This window comes from Achromobacter animicus (assembly GCF_040775605.1).
GTDB classification, from domain to species: Bacteria; Pseudomonadota; Gammaproteobacteria; order Burkholderiales; family Burkholderiaceae_B; genus Achromobacter; species Achromobacter animicus.
The window spans coordinates 715,550-734,374 of sequence record NZ_JAYGJK010000001.1 but is presented as its reverse complement, the minus strand read 5'-3'; the positions used below and the strand labels follow the sequence as shown (position 1 = coordinate 734,374).

Genomic DNA, 18,825 nt, shown 5'->3' with positions numbered 1-18,825 from the left:
AATCGCCGCACACGCGGCGCGACACCCCGGCGCGGCACCCCGCAAGGGGGCCGCGCCGTCTCGCCCGCTGGACCGCCAAATTCCCTAAAATAGGCGGCCTCCAGAAGGGAAAAATTTCAAGGACACATCTATGGGCTTTCTCGCCGGCAAGCGCATCCTGGTCACCGGGGTGCTTTCCAACCGTTCCATCGCCTACGGCATCGCGCGCGCCTGTCATCAGCAAGGCGCCGAACTGGCGTTCACCTACGTGGGCGACCGCTTCAAGGACCGCGTCAGCGAATTCGCCGCCGAGTTCGGCAGCAACATCGTGCTGCCCTGCGACGTGGCCGAAGACAGCCAGATCGACGGCGCCTTCGCCGAACTGGGCAAGCACTGGGACGGCCTGGACGGCCTGGTCCACTCCATTGGCTTCGCCCCGCGTGAAGCCATTGCCGGCAACTTCCTGGACGGCCTGTCGCGCGAAGGCTTTCGCATCGCCCACGACATTTCGGCCTACAGCTTTGCCGCCATGGCCAAGGCCGCGCTGCCCCTGATGGAAGGCCGCAACGGTTCCGTGCTGACGCTGACGTACCTGGGCGCCGAGCGCGTGGTTCCCAACTACAACACGATGGGTCTGGCCAAGGCGTCGCTTGAAGCCAGCGTGCGCTACCTGGCCACGGCGCTGGGCCCGCGCGGCATCCGTGCCAACGGCATCTCCGCCGGCCCGATCAAGACCCTGGCCGCCAGCGGCATCAAGGACTTCTCGGCCATCCTGAAGTTCGTGGAAAACCAGTCCCCCCTGCGCCGCAACATCACCATCGAAGACGTCGGCAACGTCGCGGCCTTCATGCTGTCGGACCTGGCTGCCGGCGTGACCGGCGAGATCACCCACGTGGACGGCGGTTTCTCGACCATCGTTCCGGGCATGGAAGAGTAAGACTTTCTTGGGACGGGGCCTGGCGCCCCGCCTTGCCGAACGGGGCCGGTTTCTCCGGCCCCTTCTCCGATTTCCGGTTTCTCAGTCCGGCCGCACGATCAGCGTGGACACCTGCACGTCCACCGCCGTCATCAGCTTGTGGATCGGGCACTTCTCGGCCACGGCCAGCAATTCGTCGATCTGCGCATCGGACAACTCGCCGTGCAGCGTCAGCTTGGCGGTCAGGCGGTAGATGCCACGGCGTTCCTCGCTGGCATCGCGCACCACTTCCACCCCCACCGATTCCAGCGGCAGGCCCTTGCGCTGCGCGTAGACCATCAGCGTCATCGCCTTGCAGCCGCCCAGCGCGGTATCGAAGTAATCGTGCGGATCCGGCCCCTCGCCTTGCGGCTTGGGCATGTCCAGCGGCAGGTCGTGGCCTTCGGCCGTTGCGGTGAATTGCAGGGACTGGGGCGCATTCTGGCGCACGCGGATGCTCATGGATCGGTTCTCCTGTGTTGGGACTACCAGGGACAGCCCTGGATGATCTGGCTGCGCCTGCATGGGGCGGCCGGTCGGCCGGCGACAAGGACGGTTGTAGCACTTGCCGCAGCCTTCCGGGGCCGGATCAACCGCCTGACGGTTAGCTGAACTTCCTGCGACGGCCACGGTCCGATATCCCTGACCGACCGTTTTACAGGAGGCCGCATGAGCGCCCGGCAATTACTAGATCAACTGTTGCAGTCCGGACAAGGGCTGCTTTCCGACACGACGAACCGCGTGCAGAACGCCACCGGCGGCAAGGGATCGTCCCTGCTTTCCGGCTTGGGCGGCGGCGCCCTGGGCGCAGGCGCCCTCGGCCTCTTGATGGGCAGCAAGAAGGCCCGCAAGATCGGCGGCAAGGTCGCCATGTACGGCGGCATGGCCGCGCTGGGCGCATTGGCCTATCGCGCCTACGGCGACTGGCAGCGCAAGCAGGCGGGCGCGCCCACTGCCCCGCCCCAGACGCTGGACCGCCTGCCCGCCCCCGAGGCCGAACAGCACAGCAACGCCGTCCTCACCGCCATGATCGGCGCGGCCAAGGCCGACGGCCATATCGGTCCCGAAGAAAAAACCCTGCTGGAAACGGAACTGGCCAAGCTGTCATCCGACGCCCAGGACCGCCGCTGGCTGGAAGCCGAGCTGTCCCGCCCGCTGGATCCCAGCGTGATCGCCCAGTCAGCCAAGACGCCCGAAATGGCGGCGGAAATGTACCTGGCCAGCCTGCTCGTCGTGGACGAGGAAAGCTACATGGAGCGCGCGTACCTGGACGAACTGGCGCGTCAGCTCAAGCTGGAACCGGGCCTGAAGGAGCAACTGGAGCAGCACGCCAAAGCGGCTGTCTGATAGCAGCGGCTGACGCTGCAACCGTAGTTTCAGCCCCCTCCGCGGCCGATTCCGCGCATCACGCGCCGTGTCGGCCGCTTTGCCGTTCAATCCGCGCGCAATCCGATCGCCTCGGTCAGCGCGGTATAGCGGTCGATGTCCGCGCCGATCATCTGCTGAAACTCTTGCGGCGAGCTGCTGGCAGGCGTAAAGCCCTGCTCACGCAGTGCGGCCTGCACATCCGGCCGCCGCACGATCTTCGCCACCGCTGCATTCAGCTTGTCGACCACTGCCGGCGGCGTCGCCGCCGGGGTCAACAGGCCGTGCCACTGATCCAGCGCATAGCCTGACACGCCCTGCTCGGCCACCGTGGGCACGGTGGGCATGAGCGGTGACCGCGCGGGCGACGTCACGGCCAGCGCGCGCAGCTTGCCCGCGGCGATCAACGGCGCCGCGCTGGAAGCCGTCACCACCCCCACGCCCACCTGCCCCGCCATCACATCGGTCAGCGCGGGGCCACATCCCTTGTACGGCACCTGCTGCATCACCGCACCCGTCTTGCGCGACAGCATCTCGCCCGCCAGATGCTGCGGTGTGCCGTTGCCGCACGTCGCAAACGCCAGCGGCTTGTCCGGCACGGCGGCCACGATCACGTCATCAAGATTGCGCAAAGGCGACGCCGCCGGCACGACAAACACCGAGGGCACGAAAGCCACATTGATGACCGCCGCAAAATCCCGCTTCGGCGAGAAGCCCAGATTGCGATAGACGCCCGGGTTGATCGCAAACGAGCTGTTCACCATCAGCAGCGTGTAGCCGTCCGGCGGCGACTCGGCCACGATCCGGGCACCGATGTTGCCGCTGGCGCCCGGCCGATTCTCCACCACCACCGGCTGCCCCAACGACTCCTGCAGACTGGCGCCGATGCGGCGTGCAAGCAGATCGGTCCCGCCGCCGGGCGGGAACGTCACGACGATCGTGATGGGATGCGACGGATACGACGCATCGCCCGGCGCCTCGCCCGAGGGCGGATTACCGCAGGCGGTCAGCGACAGCACAACAAGCGTAAGGGACGAAAGCAGCAGGCGTTTCATGTTCGGGACCAATGAAAAGTCAGGCGTCCAGACCAATGTCCAGCACCTTGGCGCTGTGCGTCAGCCAACCCACGGCGATCTGATCCACGCCGGTAGCGGCCACGGCCGCCGCGGTTTCGGGCGTGATCCGGCCCGAGGCTTCCGTAATCGCCCGGCCCCGCGCCATCGCGACGGCGCGGCGCAGGTCATCCAGGCTCATGTTGTCCAGCAGCACCACGTCTACGCCCAGCGACAGCGCCACTTCAAGCTGCTCCAGCGTGTCCACTTCCAGCTCGATCTTCACCATGTGGCCCACGCCGGCGCGCGCCCGTTCGACGGCCGTCGCCACGCTGCCGGCCAGCGCAATGTGGTTGTCCTTGATGAGCACCGCGTCGTCCAGCCCATGACGGTGATTGCTGCCGCCGCCCACACGCACCGCGTACTTCTGCACCGCCCGCAGCCCCGGCATGGTCTTGCGCGTGCACGTGACACGCGCGCCGAAATCCGAGATGGCCCGAGCAATCGACGCCGTGGCTGTCGCCACGCCGCTCAGGTGACACAGAAAATTGAGCGCCACCCGCTCCGCGCTAAGCATCGCGCGCGCATTGCCCTGGATGCGCGCGATTTCCATCCCGGGCTCGAGATCGCTGCCATCGCGGCGCGACACCGTAAATGCCAGGTTTGGGTCCATCGTGCGGAACGCCAGCCGGGCCAGATCCAATCCCGCCAGCACGCCCTCCTGCCGCGCCACGAGCCGCGTTTCGGCCGTGGCATCGGCCGGCACGATGGCGTCGGTCGTCAGGTCGCCAGCGCGGCCCAGGTCCTCCAGCAACGCCGCCCGCACGAGCGGCTCCAGCATGACGTCCGGCAGCGGCGGAACGGGAAGGCGATCAGCTGCGAGGGGCTTTGCGGCTTTAATGCTCATTTTGAGTATTTGTAGCGTAAAAAAAGGCGCGCAAGAATTGCGCACCACTTATGCTAAATATGAGTATAAGCCTTGTCAAGCGTCAAACGACGCGCGACACCGGCAGCTTGCTGCCTGCAATGGCCCGTTCCAGCAGCACATCGCGCCGGAACCGGAACAGTTTGGCAGGCCGGCCGGCGGTGCCGGTCGCCATGGCGCCGGTCTCTTCGACCAGATCCTGCTGCTCGATGAAGCGGCGGAAGTTCTGCTTGTGCAACCCACGCCCCGCCAGCGCCTCGACCGCCATCTGCAGCTGCAACAGCGTGAACTCGTCCGGCATCAGTTCAAACACCACCGGGCGGTACTTGATCTTGGCGCGCAGCCTCGCAATGCCGGTGGCCAGGATGCGCCGATGGTCGTGGCGCATCGGCTGTCCGGGCACCACCGCGGTTTCGCCGGTGCGCCGCACCGCCTCGGGCACCAGCCCGGCTTCGAACAACAGTTCGTAGCGCTGCAGCACCATGTCCTCATTCCACGCCGCGCCATCCAGTCCAAAGGTGATCGCCGCGCGCTGCTGGCGGCGCGCGCGGACCGATGCGTCCGCGCTGCCTTCGCACCACGCGGTGAGCCGGGGCACGATCACATCCTCGACGAGCGCCGGCGTGCCCGCGCGGCGGTCTTCCCACGGAAAGTAACGATACCAGTCCTGCCAGCCGACTTGCGCAACGCCCGTCTCGCCCGCTTCGCGCGTGAGGCCCAGGTAGCTGACCGAGATGACCCGCCCGCCGGACTCATCCGAGCGATCGCCGTCCGCAAAGGTATACAGCTGCTCGACATACCCCAACGGATGATGCGTCTGCGCCTCGACCCAATCGCGCAAGCCGGCCTGCAGCGACCGATGCGACAACTCGAACGGCCCGGCCGGCAACGCCCTGGCATCGTCCGTCGTCAGCACCCGCGGCTCGCCGTTGGTCACCGCAACCAGCACGGCAACGAGTTCAGCATGGACGGAGCGTTCGACGGATTCGGTCAAGGTGGGCGGGGGGATATCGAGAATGGGCGGTCGGCAGAAAATGGCGGCGCGAAGCTCGAGATTATAAGGACGCAGTGTGGCAAGTTTTGATGGCCTCGTCCTGCAACAGCCCCTTGCAATCGTGACATCCAGAACGCTGCCTCACCGGGACGGCGGTTCTAAGATCGATCAATGTCCAGGCGCCGCGCCATCCTGGCCTCGCGCGCAGTCGGAGCAATCGCCATGCTGAAAACCACCCCTGATCCCACCACTGCGTCCAAGGGTGCGGACGAACAAAAGCCCCCGACCGACCCGCGCAAGGGTACCGAGACCCTGCCCATGCCGGATGAAAGCAATGTCGTCGCAGGCATGCCGCGGCGTGGCCGCGCCATTGCGGAACCCGGAGAACCGGGCGTCATCACGCCGGAAGACGACGTGCTGGATACGTCGTACGACACACCCAAGACGTGACGCGCACGGCGTTCCGCGCATAGGGATCGCCGGTGCAAAGCCGGCGATCCCCTCAGTCCAGCTTCACCTTCGCACCCTCGATCACAGGCTTCCACTTCTGGTAGTCCTGCTTGATGGTCTCCGCGAACTGTTCCGGCGTCGTGGGCATGGCCTGCGCGCCCTGAGCCGCCAAAGCCTCCTGCATCGCCGGCAATGCCAGCACCTTGTTGAGTTCCGTGTTCAGCGTCTGGATGATGGGTTTGGGCGTCTTGGCGGGCGCCAGCAAGCCATACCAGACCCGTACGTCAAAGCCGGGATAACCCAGTTCCGCCACGGTCGGCACGTCGGGCAGCGCCGGGCTGCGCTGCGGCGAGGTGACGGCCAGCGCGACCGCGCTGCCGGCCTTGAGCTGCGGCGCCGCCGACGGGATGGACGTGAAGATCACCGGCACCTGCCCGCCCAGCAGATCCGCCATGGCGGGCCCCGACCCCTTGTACGGCACGTGGACCAGCTTGACGTCCGCGCGCTGCTGGAGCAGTTCGGCAGCCAGGTGCGTGATGGTACCGGCGCCCGGCGACCCGTAGTTGACGGCCCCCGGCGCCTTGCGGGCCGCTTCGATCAGCGCCTGCAAGGTCTGGTAGGGACTGGATTTGCCGGCCACGATGACCAGGGGCGCTTCGCCCACGATGCCAATCGGCGCAAAGTCCTTGATCGGGTCGTAGGAAAGCTTGCTGTAGATGGAAGGCGCCACCGCCAGGTTGTCGACCTGCCCCATGACGATTTCATAGCCGTCCGGCTTGGCCCGCGCGGCCGCGCCGATGCCGATGGTGCCGCCGGCGCCCGGCCGGTTCTCGGCCACCACGTTCCATTTGGTCGTCTCGCCCAGCTTGGCGCTCACTGTGCGGGACAGGAAGTCCGTGCCGCCGCCCGGCGTGAACGGCACGATGATGCGGATGGGTTGATTCGGGTAGGACTCCTGGGCGTGGGCGCCTGCCGCGACGCCCAGCACGCAAGCTGAAAGCAGAAGGTTGCGTAGCATGTCGTTTGTCTCCGTCGTTATTGCTTTATGGGCAGGCTGTGTCGCCTTGGTGGTCCTGCCGCGGCGCATTCAGATGACGCCGCGTTCCTGCAAACCGCGGATGTCCTCCTGCGCGAATCCGAATCGCAGCAGCACATCGCGAGTATCGGCGCCCAGCGCGGGCGCGGCATGCACGGGCCGGGCTTCGGCCTGCGCAAACTTGATCGGGAAGCCCAGCATCCGCACATCGCCGTGGTCGCCATGCGGCACGTCGATAGCCATGCGCTGGTCCTGCACCTGAGGATCCTCGAACACTTCCTGAAGGTTCAGCACCTGACCGCACGGCACGCCAAACCGGTTCAGGCGTTCGATCCAGTGGGCGCTGGTGTGCTGGCGCGTGCGCGTTTGGATGGCCTCGGTGATGGCACCACGATTGCGCATGCGATCGGCGTTCGTCGCAAAACGGGGATCGGCGCGCAGTTCCGGCAGCTCCAACGCGTCCAGCAGCTTGTGATAGACGACGTCGTTGCTGGGCGCGATTGCGACCTGCCCGTCGGCCGTCTCGAACAGCCCGTAGGGCGACGCGATGCCGTGATCGTTGCCCGTGCGCGCAGGCAGCCGGCCGTCGGCAAAATAGTTCGACGCCTGAAAGCTCAAGAGGCCGATCATGCTGCCCAGGAGGCTCACGCTGACGCTGTCCCCCTGCCCGGTGCGCTCGCGGCGCAGCAATGCCGCCACGATGCCGAGCGCGCCATTCATGCCGGCCACCAGATCGCTGATGGGGGGACCCGCGCGCATGGGCGGCTGACTTTCCGCGCCATTCAGGCTCATGAACCCGCTCATCGCCTGCGCGATGAAATCGAACGCCGGCCGGTCGCGATAAGGCCCCGTCGTGCCAAAGCCGTTGATGCTGCAATGAATGATGTCGGGCTTGAGCGCCTTGAGCGCCTCGTCTCCCAGGCCCATCTTCTGCATGACGCCCGGCCGGTAGTTCTCGACGATCACATCGCATTCGGCGATCAGGCGCCGCAGCACGGCCTTGCCTTCCTCGCTGTACAGGTCGAGCGTGACGGATTTCTTGTTGCGGTTGTAGTTGGCGAAGTACCAGCTCAGGCCGTCGCGTATCACGCCCTGGGCGCGCACCGGGTCGCCTTCGCCCGGCGTCTCGATCTTGATGACCTCTGCGCCCATGTCGGCAAGCAGAGAGGTGCAGAACGGACCCGAGATGATGCGGGTCAGGTCCAGAATGCGGAATCCGGATAAAGGCATGGGTTCTTTTGAATCCAGGGTTGCGGAAATCAGCCAACGGCGGCCACGGCGCCGTCGTAATCGTGCAAGGCAAGACGCGGCCCGGCCTTCATCACCTGTCCTGACAACGGGCGCTTCATCACCTGCTCAAGATGCCGCGACGCCTGGATCAGCGCCGCCAGGTCGATGCCCGTCTCGATGTCCATCTCGTGCAGCAGGTTGACCGTGTCCTCGGTGCAGACATTTCCCGTCGCCCCGGGCGCGAACGGACAGCCGCCCAAGCCGCCCAGCGACGATTCAAAGGACGTGATGCCGGCGTGCAGCCCCTCGACCACATTCACCAGCCCGAGGCCGCGCGTGTTGTGAAAGTGCAGCGAAAAATCCATGGCCGGAAACGCGGCGCACAGCGCGTCGACCGTCTTGCGCACGAGCCGCGGCGTCGCCATGCCCGTCGTGTCGCCCAGCGTGACGGCGTCGAAATCCAGACGGGCAAACTCGGCCACGATGGTCTTCAACGTGGCGATATCGACATCGCCTTCAAACGGACAACCGAAGGCGACCGCGATGGCGCCCTTGCGCCGCATGGGATGCTCCTGCAACAGCGCCGCCACATCCTCGATGTCGCGCAGCGACTGCTCCACGGACCGGTTCAGGTTCTTTCTGTTGTGGCTTTCGCTGGCCGACAGGAACACCACGACTTCATCGGCACGCGATGCCAGCGCGCGTTCAACGCCGCGCGGGTTCGGCGCCAGCGCGCTCAACACGACGCCCGGCCGCTTGTCCGCCAGCGCCAGCAACTCCGCGGCGTCGCGCATCTGCGGCACCGCCCGGGGCGACACGAACGAGGTCGCCTCGATGTGGCGCACGCCAGCGGCAATCAGTTCATTCAGGATGGCAGCCTTGGTGTCGGTGGGCACGAACTCGGGCTCGCTTTGCAGTCCGTCCCGCAGTCCCACCTCCACGATCTGCACTCGGCTTGGAAGGCTCACGTCTCTCTCTCCTCGCGCCCGCGCGGCGGGCGGTCCATGGGCTTGATGAGCTATCTTCCGAGGTCCGCCGCCGTGGCACAAATCGCGATTCTTCAGCGGGGCATCGCCATTCGCGATGGCTGAGCGCGGCGGCGCCTGCGTTGGCCGTCCGGATTTTGCTACGCAACATCCGGATCCGAATCCGGAAAGACCTGCCTCAATTGCCGGAGGCGGCGGCCTCTTGCAGCAGGTGCTCCATCAGCAACCGGGCAGCGCCGGACAGGGGCTCATTGCTGCGCACGCACAACTTGAGCTGGCGACGCGCCCAGGCGTCCGTCAAAGGGATAATCCGTAGATCGCCGCAATCGAAGAGGGACAGCGCCTCGACGGGCACGATGCCAATGCCCAGCTCGCAGCGCACCATCGACACCAGCGCATCGTATGACGTGACCTGGAACCGCAGCCGCACCGTCCGATTGATGGCTGCCGCCTCGCGCGTGAACAGGTAGTTCGCCGCGCTGCCCCGGTGCATGCCGACGTGGTCGTACTCCAGCGTGTCGGCAAACGCCACGCGCTCCCGCGCAGCCAGCGGATGAGACCGGTTGGCCACCAGCGTCATCACATCGCGCCGGTACGGAAAACTCTGCAGCCCGCTGTCGTCGTCGGTCTGGGTATAGATACCGATATCGCTCATGTTCTGCTGCACCGCTCGCGTCACCGCGGAACTGACGTTCTCCTCCAGATCGATCTGCACGCCGGGGTGCAGCGTCAGAAAGCGCCGCAGATCCTGCGGCAGGAACTGCGTGATGGAAGACAGGTTGGCCGCGATGCGCACATGCCCGCGCACGCCCGATGAAAAATCGCGGATCTCGTCCGTGAGGCCGCGCGCCTGATGCAGCAGCGCCCGCGCGTGCCGCGCCAACGCATGGCCAGCGCCTGTCGCGGCCACCCCTCGAGCATGCCGCGTGATCAGCACCACATCCAGGATGCGCTCCAGCTCCGACAGCCGCTTGCTCAGCGCCGAGGGCGCAATGTGCTCACGCGCGGCGGCTGCGGCAATGCTGCCCTCTTCAACCACGGCCACAAAGACCTGCAGGCTGTAGAGATCCAGGCGAGGCGCGGATGATCGAATCGGCAGGTCGAAAGTCATGGCACGAGCGTACCGTAACGATTCCCGGAAATGCAAAAGGCCCCGATCTCTGGGAGATCGGGGCCTTTTTTGGCTTGGCCGCTTTTTGGGGGCTTGGCGGCCTTGCCAGTATTCCTGGCGGACAGAGGGGGATTCGAACCCCCGATACGCTTTTGACGTATACACGCTTTCCAGGCGTGCGCCTTCAACCACTCGGCCACCTGTCCTACTGCACTTCCAGGGGCCTTTCGGTGCTGATGAAAGACGCTGCTGAAAATGCGAATCCGCGATTCTAGCAGAATCGGCAACTGCACAGCAAGCGGGCAAACAAAAAGGGACGCACTACGCGCGTCCCTTCCCCTGCCGGCGCCATTACTTCGACGCGGGCGGGTCCTGCTCCCGGTAGGAGCTGATCGTGCCGTCCGGTTCGGTTTCTTCCAGCCGGACGCGGAATCCCCATAGACGTGCCAGATGCTTCATGACCTGTTCGGCGTCTTCACCGGCCAGCGGCCGGCCACGGCTCTTCAAGTGGCGCAGCACCAGCGAGCGGTCGGTGTCGCGGTTGAAGCGGACGACCTGGATGTCGGGCACCAGGTTGTCGCGATTGTGCTGCGCGGCGAGCAGGCGCCGGATGTCGCGGTAGCCCTCGTCGTCGTGGATCGCGGCCACTTCCAGCTTGGGGTTGGCCTGGTGGTCCGAGATCGCGAAGAAGCGGAATTCGCGGATCAGGCGCGGGGACAGATACTGCGAGATGTAGGACTCGTCCTTGAAGTTGCGCATGGCGAAGTCCAACGTCTTCAACCAGTCGCCGCCCGCGATGTCGGGGAACCAGCGGCGGTCTTCGGGCGTGGGCGCTTCGCAGATGCGGCGGATGTCCGACATCATTGCAAAGCCCAGCGCGTACGGGTTGATGCCGCCATAGCCGCGCTCGTCAAAGCCGCGCTGGCTGACGACGTTGGTGTGGCTTTGCAGGAACTCCATCATGAAGCCGTCGTTCACCAGACCCTTCTCGTGCAGGCGGTTCAGGATCGTGTAGTGCCAGAACGTGGCCCAGCCTTCGTTCATGACCTTGGTCTGGGTCTGCGGATAGAAATACTGCGCGACCTTGCGGACGATGCGCACCAGCTCCTTCTGCCACGGGGCCAGCTTGGGCGAGTACTTCTCGATGAAGTACAGCAGGTTTTCCTCGGGCTCGGGCGGAAACACGGACGCCGCGACGCGCGTGTCCTTGTCCGCTTCGATGCGCGGCAGCGTGCGCCATAGGTCGTTGTACTGCAGGCGCGCGTGTTCCTCGCGCTCGGCCTGGCGCGTGGCTTCTTCCTTGAAGGAGACCGGCGTCGGGCGCTTGTAGCGGTCGACGCCGTGATGCGACAGCGCATGGCACGAGTCCAGCAGCGACTCCACGGCATCGATGCCGTAGCGGTCTTCGCACGCCATCACGTACTTGCGCGCGAACACCAGGTAGTCCAGCACGCCGTCGGCGTCTGTCCATTGCCGGAAGAGATAGTTGCCCTTGAAGAAGGAATTGTGCCCGTAGCAGGCATGTGCGATCACCAGCGCCTGCATCGGCATGGAATTCTCTTCCATGAGGTAAGAAATGCACGGGTTGGAATTGATGACGATTTCGTACGCCAGCCCCTGCATGCCGCGGCGGTAGTACTGCTCGTTGCGGATGAATTCCTTGCCGTACGACCAATGCGGGTAGCCAATGGGCAAGCCCGCCGACGCGTACGCGTCCAGCATCTGTTCCGAGGTGATTACCTCGATCTGGTTCGGATACGTGTCCAAGCCGTATTCGCGCGCAATCTGCGAGATCGCGTCGTCATAGGTCTGGATCAGTTCGAACGTCCATTCGGAACCCTGCGAGATCGGCCGGATACCACCGTCCGATCCCGGCTCCACGAGCGCACCCATGTTGGCGTTCATGCGGTCTCCTTCTTGAACAGGTCGTGGAACACGGGAAAGATTTCCCCGCGGTCGCAAATGCGCCGCATGACGAAGTGCGGTTCCAGTTTCTGTTCATACTCGGCCCACAGACTGCTCTTGCGGGCTTCCTGCGAGTCGGGGATTTCGATGTAGGCAAAGTAGCGCGACGAAGGCAGCAGATGCTCGGCCAGGAATCGTGCGCTCTTGCCCGCATCGGCGCCAAACGAGTCGCCGTCGCTGGCCTGCGCCGCGTAGACGTTCCACGCGGACGGCGGATAGCGCTTTTCCAGGATCTCGCGCATCAGCTCCAATGCCGACAACACGATCGTGCCGCCGCTCTTGGGGTCGTAGAAGAACGTGTGCTCGTCCACTTCCTCGGCGTTGTCGGTGTGGCGGATGAACACCAGATCGACGTGCTCGTACTTGCGCGACAGGAACAGGTAGAGCAGCGTGAAGAAGCGTTTGGCCAGATCCTTCTTGCCCTCGTCCATGGAGCCAGACACGTCCATCAGGCAGAACATGACGGCGCGCGCCATGGGGATGGCGACCGACACGCGGTTGCGATAGCGCAGGTCCAGGTCGTCCAGGAACGGCACGCGCGCCAGGCGCTCGCGGCAATCCTCGACCTCCTGTTCCAGCTCGCGGATTCGGGCCTGCGACACACCCGCAGCCTTGGCCTCTTCCAGCGCGTCCTCGGCATCGCGCAGGTCGGCGCGCGCCTTCACGCCCAGCGACACCCGACGCGCCAGCGATGACTTCAGCGTGCGGCTGATGCTCAGCGTGCTGGGCGAGCCGGTGGTGGTGTAGCCGGCGCGCTGCCACTTCTTCTGGCTGACTTCGCCCAGCTGGTTGCGCGCCAGGTGCGGCAGTTCCAGATCCTCGAAAAAGAGGTTCAGGAACTCGGCACGCGACAGGCTGAAGGTGAACTGGTCCACCGACTCACCTTCACCCGGCTCGGAGCCACCCTCGCCCTGCCCGCCTTGCGGCCGGTCGAAGGTGTCGCCCTTGGCGAATTCGCGGTTGCCCGGATGCACCATTTCGCGGTCGCCGCCCGCGCCGTGCCGGAACGTCGGCTCGGAGATATCGCGGGCGGGTAGGTTGATCTCACCGCCTTGATCCATGTCCTGGATCGAGCGGTCACGGATCATCCCGTGTACCGCCTTGCGGATCTGATCCTTATAACGCCGCAGAAAGCGTTCCCGGTTAACGGCGCTCTTGTTGCGACCGTTAAGACGGCGATCGATCAGTGAATTCATGATTCACCTCGCTCAGGAAGACTTCCTCACACGGAGATACCACTCGCACAGCAGCCTGACCTGCTTTTCCGTGTAGCCCTTCTCCACCATCCGGTCGACGAAGCTCTGGTGTTTCGTCTTGTCCTCGGCCGAGGCCTTGGCGTTGAACGAAATCACCGGCAGCAGGTCTTCCGTATTCGAGAACATCTTCTTCTCGATCACTTCGCGCAGCTTTTCATAGCTGGTCCAGTTCGGATTGCGGCCGCTGTTGTTGGCGCGCGCCCGCAGCACGAAGTTCACGATCTCGTTACGGAAGTCCTTCGGATTGGCAATGCCTGCGGGCTTCTCGATCTTTTCCAGTTCATCGTTCAGCGCGCTGCGGTCGAAGCTTTCGCCGGTTTCAGGGTCGCGGAACTCCTCGTCCTGGATCCAGCAGTCGGCAAACGTGACGTAGCGGTCGAAGATGTTCTGGCCGTATTCGGAGTAGGACTCCAGGTAAGCGGTCTGAATCTCCTTGCCGATGAACTCCGCGTAACGCGGCGCCAGGAAGCCCTTGATGAACTCCAGATAGCGCCGGCGGATTTCGTCGGGATAGTCTTCACGGCCGATGCGCTGCTCCAACACGTACATCAGGTGCACCGGATTGGCGGCCACTTCGGTCTGATCGTAGTTGAAGACGCTGGACAGGATCTTGTACGCGAAACGCGTGGAGACGCCGGTCATGCCTTCATCCGTGCCCGCGTAGTCCTTGTATTCCTGCAGCGCCTTGGCTTTGGGATCGACGTCCTTCAGGCTTTCGCCGTCGTAGACCCGCAGCTTGGAATAGATGCTGGAATTCTCGGGTTCCTTCAGGCGTGTCAGCACCGAGAACTGCGCCATCATGTCCAGCGTTCCGGGCGCGCACGGGGCTTCGGACAGCGAGCTGTGATGCAGCAGTTTTTCGTAGATGCGGACCTCTTCGGACACCTGCAAGCAGTAAGGCACCTTGACGATATAGATACGGTCAAGGAACGCCTCGTTGTGTTTGTTGTTGCGGAAGGTCTGCCATTCCGATTCGTTCGAGTGGGCCAGGATCGTGCCGTTGAACGGAATGGCCGAGAAGCCTTCCGTGCCCTTGAAGTTACCTTCCTGGGTAGCCGTCAACAGCGGATGCAGCATCTTGATCGGGGCCTTGAACATTTCCACGAACTCGAGCAGACCCTGGTTCGCCAGGCACAAGCCACCGGAATAGCTGTACGCGTCCGGGTCGTCCTGCGAATGGCGGTCGAGCTTGCGGATATCAACCTTGCCCACCAGCGACGAAATGTCCTGGTTGTTTTCGTCGCCCGGTTCGGTCTTGGCGATGGCGATCTGCCGCAACACCGACGGATTCAAACGCACCACACGGAACTTCGAGATGTCGCCGTCGAACTCCTTCAGGCGCTTGACTGCCCACGGCGACATGATGCCGGTCAGGTAGCGCTTCGGGATGCCGTATTCCTTTTCGAGCGTGTCGCCGAATCGCTCCGGATGGAACAGCCCGAGCGGCGATTCGTTCACCGGCGATCCCTTCAACGCGTAGATGGGAAAACTTTCCATCAGCGCCTTGAGCCGTTCCGCGATGGACGACTTGCCGCCGCCCACCGGTCCCAGCAGATAGAGGATTTGCTTACGCTCTTCCAGTCCCTGCGCGGCGTGTTTGAAGAACGCGACGATCTGTCCGATCACGTCCTCCATGCCGTAGAACTCCTGGAACGCGGGATAGCGCCGGATGGTCCGGTTGGAAAACAAACGGGAAAGACGTGGGTCGTTGCGCGTATCCACGATTTCAGGTTCACCGATCGCGGCAAGCATGCGCTCAGCGGGGCTGGCGTAGGCCATGGGATCGCGCTTGGCGAGGCTCAGATACTCCTCGAGCGAGAGCTCTGATTCCTGCTCTCTTGCATACTGCGACTTGAAGCCTTCGACGATGTTTTGCACGGAAACCTCCTACATACAACACGCGAAAAATTCAATACGTCCCTACATGCCCATTGTGCATCAGCGCCTGCGAATTACTAAACAACTTCGCTGTTGGCGTTTTCGGCAAGTTGTTATGTTGCTTTCGCCACACATCAACCATAAGCACGATCGGACCCTTTGTGTTTAGGCTGCACCCCTTTCGCACTAGTTCCGTCAGGGATTGCAACTAACGTGAGCAAGTTAACTCGTCGTCTCGAGCATAGACCCGCATATAGCGTGCCTGACGCAACCGCACATGAAATGGTCGGCAACGAAACGACGGAATGAGCGATATCCGATGGATTCTTGTTGGCCCGGGATAAACCCGGAGCGTTCGCCATGCGATCGCAGCGAACGGGCTGAACGGCGCTGGGCGACTTCGTTCAGTGGCGTGCCGGTCGGTGTTGAACTGCGCCGATTCGCGGCACGGGAATCCGTGGTGACGAGGGCGCGCAGCGGCTGTGCGGGTGGTCCGTGAGCGCGTAGCGCCAAGTCATGCTGCTTATGCTAAGCCCGTGACTCTTTTGTGGCAATTCATTTTGCGCGAATATTTGCTCGCGTAATCACCCGAAACGCCTTCGTGCGCGGTGTGGTGCGCGCCCATCGCGCATGCCGATCCTCACGCATCGATAGGGTGCATCGTGCAGACGCAAGCTGTGCGCGGCTTTCAAACGATTGGCAGCCGAACGCGCGGAGTGCTAACAGCAAATCCGTTACGACAACGTGGGCAACGCGACGCTTTCCATCAATTGCCGCCACGTGCCTGCCACGCGCGCGCGCACAGACAGATCGGCGCCCACGCGCGCGATATCGGTAAATTCGTAGCGCCGCGCGGCGTCCAGGTGTTCGAGCATCGGCAAGCGCACCATGCCCGCCGCGTCGCCCAGCAGCACCGGCGCCAGATACAACAACAGTTCGTCGACGCAGCCGGCCGACACCAGCGCACCGCTCAGGCCCGCGCCTGCCTCGACGTGAACCTCGTTGAACTGCTGCTCGCCCATCCAGCGCATCATGGCAGGCAGATCGACGCGGCCAGGTTCCGTGCCCGGCAAGCACACCACGCGCGCATTCTTGTCCGCCAGGCGCGCTGCCTTCGCGGCATCTTCGCGCGCGGTGAACACGATGACCTCTGCGCCATCGAACAGCCGCGCGGTCTCCGGGATCTGGAATTGGCCGTCCACGACGGCCTTGCGCGGCTGGCGCGGCGTATCGACGTCGCGCACGTTCAGCTGCGGATCGTCCTTGAGCACGGTGCCCATGCCGGTCAGCACGACGCAGCTGCGCGCCCGCCAGCGGTGTCCGTCGGCCCGCGCTTCCGGTCCGGTGATCCATTGCGACATGCCGTTATGGAGCGCACTGCGGCCGTCCAGCGACGCCGCCATCTTCATCCACACCCACGGCAGGCCGCGGCTCATACGCGAAATGAAGCCGGCGTTCACCGCCAGCGCTTCTTCGCGGCAGACGCCGGTCGTCACCGCGATGCCCGCTTCGCGCAGCCGCGCCAGCCCCTGCCCGTTGACGAGCGGATTCGGATCACCCATGGCGACCACCACGCGCGCCGGCCGCGCCGCCAGCACCGCATCGACGCATGGCGGCGTGCGGCCGAAGTGGCTGCACGGTTCCAGCGTGACATACAGCGTGGAACCGGCGACCGTCTCGCCACGCGCTTGCGCATCGCGCAGCGCGCAGATTTCCGCGTGCGGGCCGCCCGGCGGCTGCGTCGCGCCTTCGCCCAGCACGCGGCCGTCACGCACGATCACGCAGCCGACCCGAGGGTTGGGCGCGGTGGTGAACATGACGGTGTGCGCCAGCGCCAGGGCGCGTCGCATCCAGAAGAGATCGTCGGAGTCGCGGGTAATGTCCATGCCGAGGATTGTATGTCCGCCGCGCACGAATCTGCCGCGCGGTCCGGGCGCTTTCCGGCTGCCACCCCGCCATGTCCGTTTTGGGCCGCCGGCCGTCTTGGAACGCGCTCGCGGATCCGGCCAATCGGGAGTAAAAATGGCGTCACCCCCAAGAATCCATGGCCAGGAGGCCCGGAAATGAAACAGGCACTTATCGTCATCGACGTCCAAGAATCCTTTCGCCAACGTCCGTTTTGGGACGAATCGGAGTATCCGGCGTTCATTTCGCAGATCCAGCCGCTGATCGACGCCGCCGCCGCGAAGGACATGCCGGTCTTGCAGGTATTCCACACCAGCCCCGCCGACGACCCTGCCAATCCGTTTTCGCTCGCCTCCGGCCACGTCAGGACGCTCAAGGAATTGCGAATTTCTCCCACGGCGGTGTTTCACAAGACAGTGCATTCGTCGCTGTACGCCAAGGACGAGCATGGCGCCTCGTTGCACGATTGGCTGGTCAAACACGGCGTCGAAGGCATCATCGTGGCCGGCATCCGCACGGAACAGTGCTGCGAAACGACGTCGCGCCATGCCAGCGACGCCGGCTTCAAGGTGGTGTTTCCCACCGACGCCACGCTGACCTTTGCCATGCAAAGCCCGTCCGGCAGGAACTACACGCCGGCCGAGATCCGCGACCGGACCGAGCTGGTCCTGCAGGGCCGCTTTGCCCGCATCGTGCGCGCGGCCGACGCGCTGGCCGCGTAGCGTCCGGCGGGAGGCGCAGATGATCCCGGTGTATTTCGTGGTGCCGCGGGGCATCGTCCTGCTGGACCTCGCGGGTCCGGCGGAAGCCTTTCGCGTGGCCAACAAGCTGTGTCCGGGTACGTTCGCGCAGCATTTCTGCGGCCCTTCCCGCGACGTCGAAAGCGGCATTCCGGGCCTGCATTTGGCGCACGTGCAACCGCTGCCGGCGGCCGTGCCCCGCAATGCGCTGGTCATCATCTCGGGCGTGGTGGGCAAACACACGCGCCTGGAAGACGATGATGCGCGCGCCATCGTCGACTGGCTGGCGGTTCGCCACCCGGCCGACGGCTTCACGTTGATGACGGTCTGCGCGGGCGCGCTGTTCGCGGCCGCGGCCGGCCTGACGCGGCAGCGCGAGTGCACCACGCATCACACCTGTCTGGACCAGCTTGCCGCGCTGGATCCCACTGCCCGCGTGCTGGACAACCGCATCTTCGTCGAGGACGGGAATCTGGTCAGCAGCGCGGGCATCACGGCCGGGATCGATCTGGCATTGCACATGGTGTCGCGCCATTGCGGCCCGCGCGCGGCCAGCGAGGCGGCGCGCGACATGGTCGTCTACCAGCGCCGGGCGGGCTCGGATTCCGCGTTGTCGCCCTGGCTGGACCATCGCAGCCATATGCACCCGGGCGTGCACCGGGTCCAGGATGCCGTCATCCGCGATCCGGCCGCGCCCTGGTCGGCCCAGTCGCTGGCGGATCAGGCGCACACCAGCGCCCGCCATCTGACGCGCCTCTTTCGTGAACACGCCGGCTGCACGCCGATGGACTACCTGTATCAGATCCGCGTGGCGCTGGCGCGCGACTTGTTGCGCGACACCCGGCTGGACCTGGAGCGCGTGGCGGAAAAGTCCGGATTCGGGTCGGCGCAACACATGCGCCGCGTATGGCGCAAGTTTCAGCCCCTGACGCCCAGCCTGATGCGGGGGGAGTTCACGCCTGGAGATGCCCTGCGCGGGACGCCAATGCAATGAACGG

The 18,825-nt window shown here is 64.7% G+C and carries 17 protein-coding genes and 1 tRNA gene; 5 read left to right on the top strand and 13 right to left on the bottom strand.

The features are described 5' to 3' along the window. Positions 1–130: 130 nt before the first annotated feature. Entirely contained in the window at positions 131–916 is a 786-nt protein-coding gene (fabI, locus tag AB3147_RS03220; protein ID WP_175125419.1) for an enoyl-ACP reductase FabI, read from the top strand. Between the two features lie 81 nt (positions 917–997). On the opposite strand, the gene AB3147_RS03215 is transcribed toward fabI, so the two are convergent. Further along, positions 998–1,396 (bottom strand): OsmC family protein, encoded by a 399-nt coding sequence (locus AB3147_RS03215; RefSeq protein ID WP_056327870.1) that lies wholly within the window; start codon positions 1,394–1,396, stop codon positions 998–1,000. Positions 1,397–1,603: 207 nt separating this feature from the next. On the opposite strand from AB3147_RS03215, the gene AB3147_RS03210 reads away from it, so the two are divergent. Continuing rightward, positions 1,604–2,281, top strand: a complete 678-nt coding sequence (locus AB3147_RS03210) for a tellurite resistance TerB family protein (RefSeq protein ID WP_175139099.1) — start codon at positions 1,604–1,606, stop codon at positions 2,279–2,281. A gap of 86 nt (positions 2,282–2,367) precedes the next feature. On the opposite strand, the gene AB3147_RS03205 is transcribed toward AB3147_RS03210, so the two are convergent. From AB3147_RS03205 to AB3147_RS03195, 3 genes are all read right to left on the bottom strand, one after another. Beyond that, positions 2,368–3,354, bottom strand: coding sequence for a tripartite tricarboxylate transporter substrate binding protein (locus AB3147_RS03205; RefSeq protein WP_367351416.1), 987 nt, complete (start codon positions 3,352–3,354; stop codon positions 2,368–2,370). A gap of 19 nt (positions 3,355–3,373) precedes the next feature. Continuing rightward, the gene (gene nadC / locus AB3147_RS03200) at positions 3,374–4,258 is read right to left on the bottom strand and encodes a carboxylating nicotinate-nucleotide diphosphorylase (protein ID WP_175125433.1); all 885 of its coding nucleotides are present in this window, start codon (positions 4,256–4,258) and stop codon (positions 3,374–3,376) included. 82 nt (positions 4,259–4,340) lie between these two features. After that, positions 4,341–5,270 (bottom strand): NUDIX hydrolase, encoded by a 930-nt coding sequence (locus tag AB3147_RS03195; protein WP_175125435.1) that lies wholly within the window; start codon positions 5,268–5,270, stop codon positions 4,341–4,343. A 222-nt stretch (positions 5,271–5,492) separates the two neighbouring features. Here AB3147_RS03195 and AB3147_RS03190 point away from each other — a divergent pair, with 222 nt between their 5' ends. Further along, positions 5,493–5,720, top strand: a complete 228-nt coding sequence (locus tag AB3147_RS03190) for a hypothetical protein (RefSeq protein ID WP_175125437.1) — start codon at positions 5,493–5,495, stop codon at positions 5,718–5,720. Positions 5,721–5,772: 52 nt separating this feature from the next. Here the strand turns inward: AB3147_RS03190 and AB3147_RS03185 are convergent, their stop codons facing one another. From AB3147_RS03185 to ribD, 9 genes are all read right to left on the bottom strand, one after another. Continuing rightward, positions 5,773–6,738, bottom strand: a complete 966-nt coding sequence (locus AB3147_RS03185; RefSeq protein WP_175139102.1) for a Bug family tripartite tricarboxylate transporter substrate binding protein — start codon at positions 6,736–6,738, stop codon at positions 5,773–5,775. Between the two features lie 69 nt (positions 6,739–6,807). Next, positions 6,808–7,986, bottom strand: coding sequence for a CaiB/BaiF CoA transferase family protein (locus AB3147_RS03180; protein WP_175139103.1), 1,179 nt, complete (start codon positions 7,984–7,986; stop codon positions 6,808–6,810). 29 nt (positions 7,987–8,015) lie between these two features. Next, positions 8,016–8,954, bottom strand: a complete 939-nt coding sequence (locus tag AB3147_RS03175) for a hydroxymethylglutaryl-CoA lyase (protein WP_367351415.1) — start codon at positions 8,952–8,954, stop codon at positions 8,016–8,018. 196 nt (positions 8,955–9,150) lie between these two features. Beyond that, positions 9,151–10,083: a LysR substrate-binding domain-containing protein gene (locus AB3147_RS03170; RefSeq protein WP_367351414.1), complete on the bottom strand. Its 933-nt coding sequence runs from the start codon at positions 10,081–10,083 to the stop codon at positions 9,151–9,153. 115 nt (positions 10,084–10,198) lie between these two features. Further along, positions 10,199–10,289: transfer RNA gene (locus tag AB3147_RS03165), tRNA-Ser, on the bottom strand. Positions 10,290–10,434: 145 nt separating this feature from the next. Continuing rightward, positions 10,435–11,988, bottom strand: a complete 1,554-nt coding sequence (locus AB3147_RS03160) for a SpoVR family protein (RefSeq protein ID WP_218342160.1) — start codon at positions 11,986–11,988, stop codon at positions 10,435–10,437. After that, a complete protein-coding gene (locus AB3147_RS03155) occupies positions 11,985–13,244 on the bottom strand; it encodes a YeaH/YhbH family protein (protein ID WP_175125456.1) in 1,260 nt (419 codons plus the stop codon). The genes AB3147_RS03160 and AB3147_RS03155 overlap by 4 nt, the downstream gene beginning before the upstream one ends. A gap of 12 nt (positions 13,245–13,256) precedes the next feature. After that, complete coding sequence (locus tag AB3147_RS03150; RefSeq protein ID WP_370633001.1) at positions 13,257–15,173, bottom strand: PrkA family serine protein kinase; 1,917 nt, start codon at positions 15,171–15,173, stop codon at positions 13,257–13,259. 743 nt (positions 15,174–15,916) lie between these two features. Then, positions 15,917–17,032, bottom strand: a complete 1,116-nt coding sequence (gene ribD / locus AB3147_RS03145) for a bifunctional diaminohydroxyphosphoribosylaminopyrimidine deaminase/5-amino-6-(5-phosphoribosylamino)uracil reductase RibD (protein WP_370633002.1) — start codon at positions 17,030–17,032, stop codon at positions 15,917–15,919. Between the two features lie 213 nt (positions 17,033–17,245). Here ribD and AB3147_RS03140 point away from each other — a divergent pair, with 213 nt between their 5' ends. Both AB3147_RS03140 and AB3147_RS03135 read left to right on the top strand, forming a co-directional pair. Beyond that, a complete protein-coding gene (locus AB3147_RS03140; RefSeq protein WP_175139109.1) occupies positions 17,246–17,809 on the top strand; it encodes a cysteine hydrolase family protein in 564 nt (187 codons plus the stop codon). 19 nt (positions 17,810–17,828) lie between these two features. Beyond that, positions 17,829–18,821: a GlxA family transcriptional regulator gene (locus AB3147_RS03135; protein ID WP_175139110.1), complete on the top strand. Its 993-nt coding sequence runs from the start codon at positions 17,829–17,831 to the stop codon at positions 18,819–18,821. Positions 18,822–18,825 lie beyond the last annotated feature (4 nt).

What these genes read in the sequence shown, in the direction of transcription:
- fabI (WP_175125419.1), top strand. Translation starts at nt 131, where the DNA reads ATGGGCTTTCTCGCCGGCAAGCGCATCCTGGTCACCGGGGTGCTTTCC.
- AB3147_RS03215 (WP_056327870.1), bottom strand. Translation starts at nt 1,396, where the DNA reads ATGAGCATCCGCGTGCGCCAGAATGCGCCCCAGTCCCTGCAATTCACC.
- AB3147_RS03210 (WP_175139099.1), top strand. Translation starts at nt 1,604, where the DNA reads ATGAGCGCCCGGCAATTACTAGATCAACTGTTGCAGTCCGGACAAGGG.
- AB3147_RS03205 (WP_367351416.1), bottom strand. Translation starts at nt 3,354, where the DNA reads ATGAAACGCCTGCTGCTTTCGTCCCTTACGCTTGTTGTGCTGTCGCTG.
- nadC (WP_175125433.1), bottom strand. Translation starts at nt 4,258, where the DNA reads ATGAGCATTAAAGCCGCAAAGCCCCTCGCAGCTGATCGCCTTCCCGTT.
- AB3147_RS03190 (WP_175125437.1), top strand. Translation starts at nt 5,493, where the DNA reads ATGCTGAAAACCACCCCTGATCCCACCACTGCGTCCAAGGGTGCGGAC.
- AB3147_RS03185 (WP_175139102.1), bottom strand. Translation starts at nt 6,738, where the DNA reads ATGCTACGCAACCTTCTGCTTTCAGCTTGCGTGCTGGGCGTCGCGGCA.
- AB3147_RS03180 (WP_175139103.1), bottom strand. Translation starts at nt 7,986, where the DNA reads ATGCCTTTATCCGGATTCCGCATTCTGGACCTGACCCGCATCATCTCG.
- AB3147_RS03170 (WP_367351414.1), bottom strand. Translation starts at nt 10,083, where the DNA reads ATGACTTTCGACCTGCCGATTCGATCATCCGCGCCTCGCCTGGATCTC.
- AB3147_RS03160 (WP_218342160.1), bottom strand. Translation starts at nt 11,988, where the DNA reads ATGAACGCCAACATGGGTGCGCTCGTGGAGCCGGGATCGGACGGTGGT.
- AB3147_RS03155 (WP_175125456.1), bottom strand. Translation starts at nt 13,244, where the DNA reads ATGAATTCACTGATCGATCGCCGTCTTAACGGTCGCAACAAGAGCGCC.
- ribD (WP_370633002.1), bottom strand. Translation starts at nt 17,032, where the DNA reads ATGCGACGCGCCCTGGCGCTGGCGCACACCGTCATGTTCACCACCGCG.
- AB3147_RS03140 (WP_175139109.1), top strand. Translation starts at nt 17,246, where the DNA reads ATGAAACAGGCACTTATCGTCATCGACGTCCAAGAATCCTTTCGCCAA.
- AB3147_RS03135 (WP_175139110.1), top strand. Translation starts at nt 17,829, where the DNA reads ATGATCCCGGTGTATTTCGTGGTGCCGCGGGGCATCGTCCTGCTGGAC.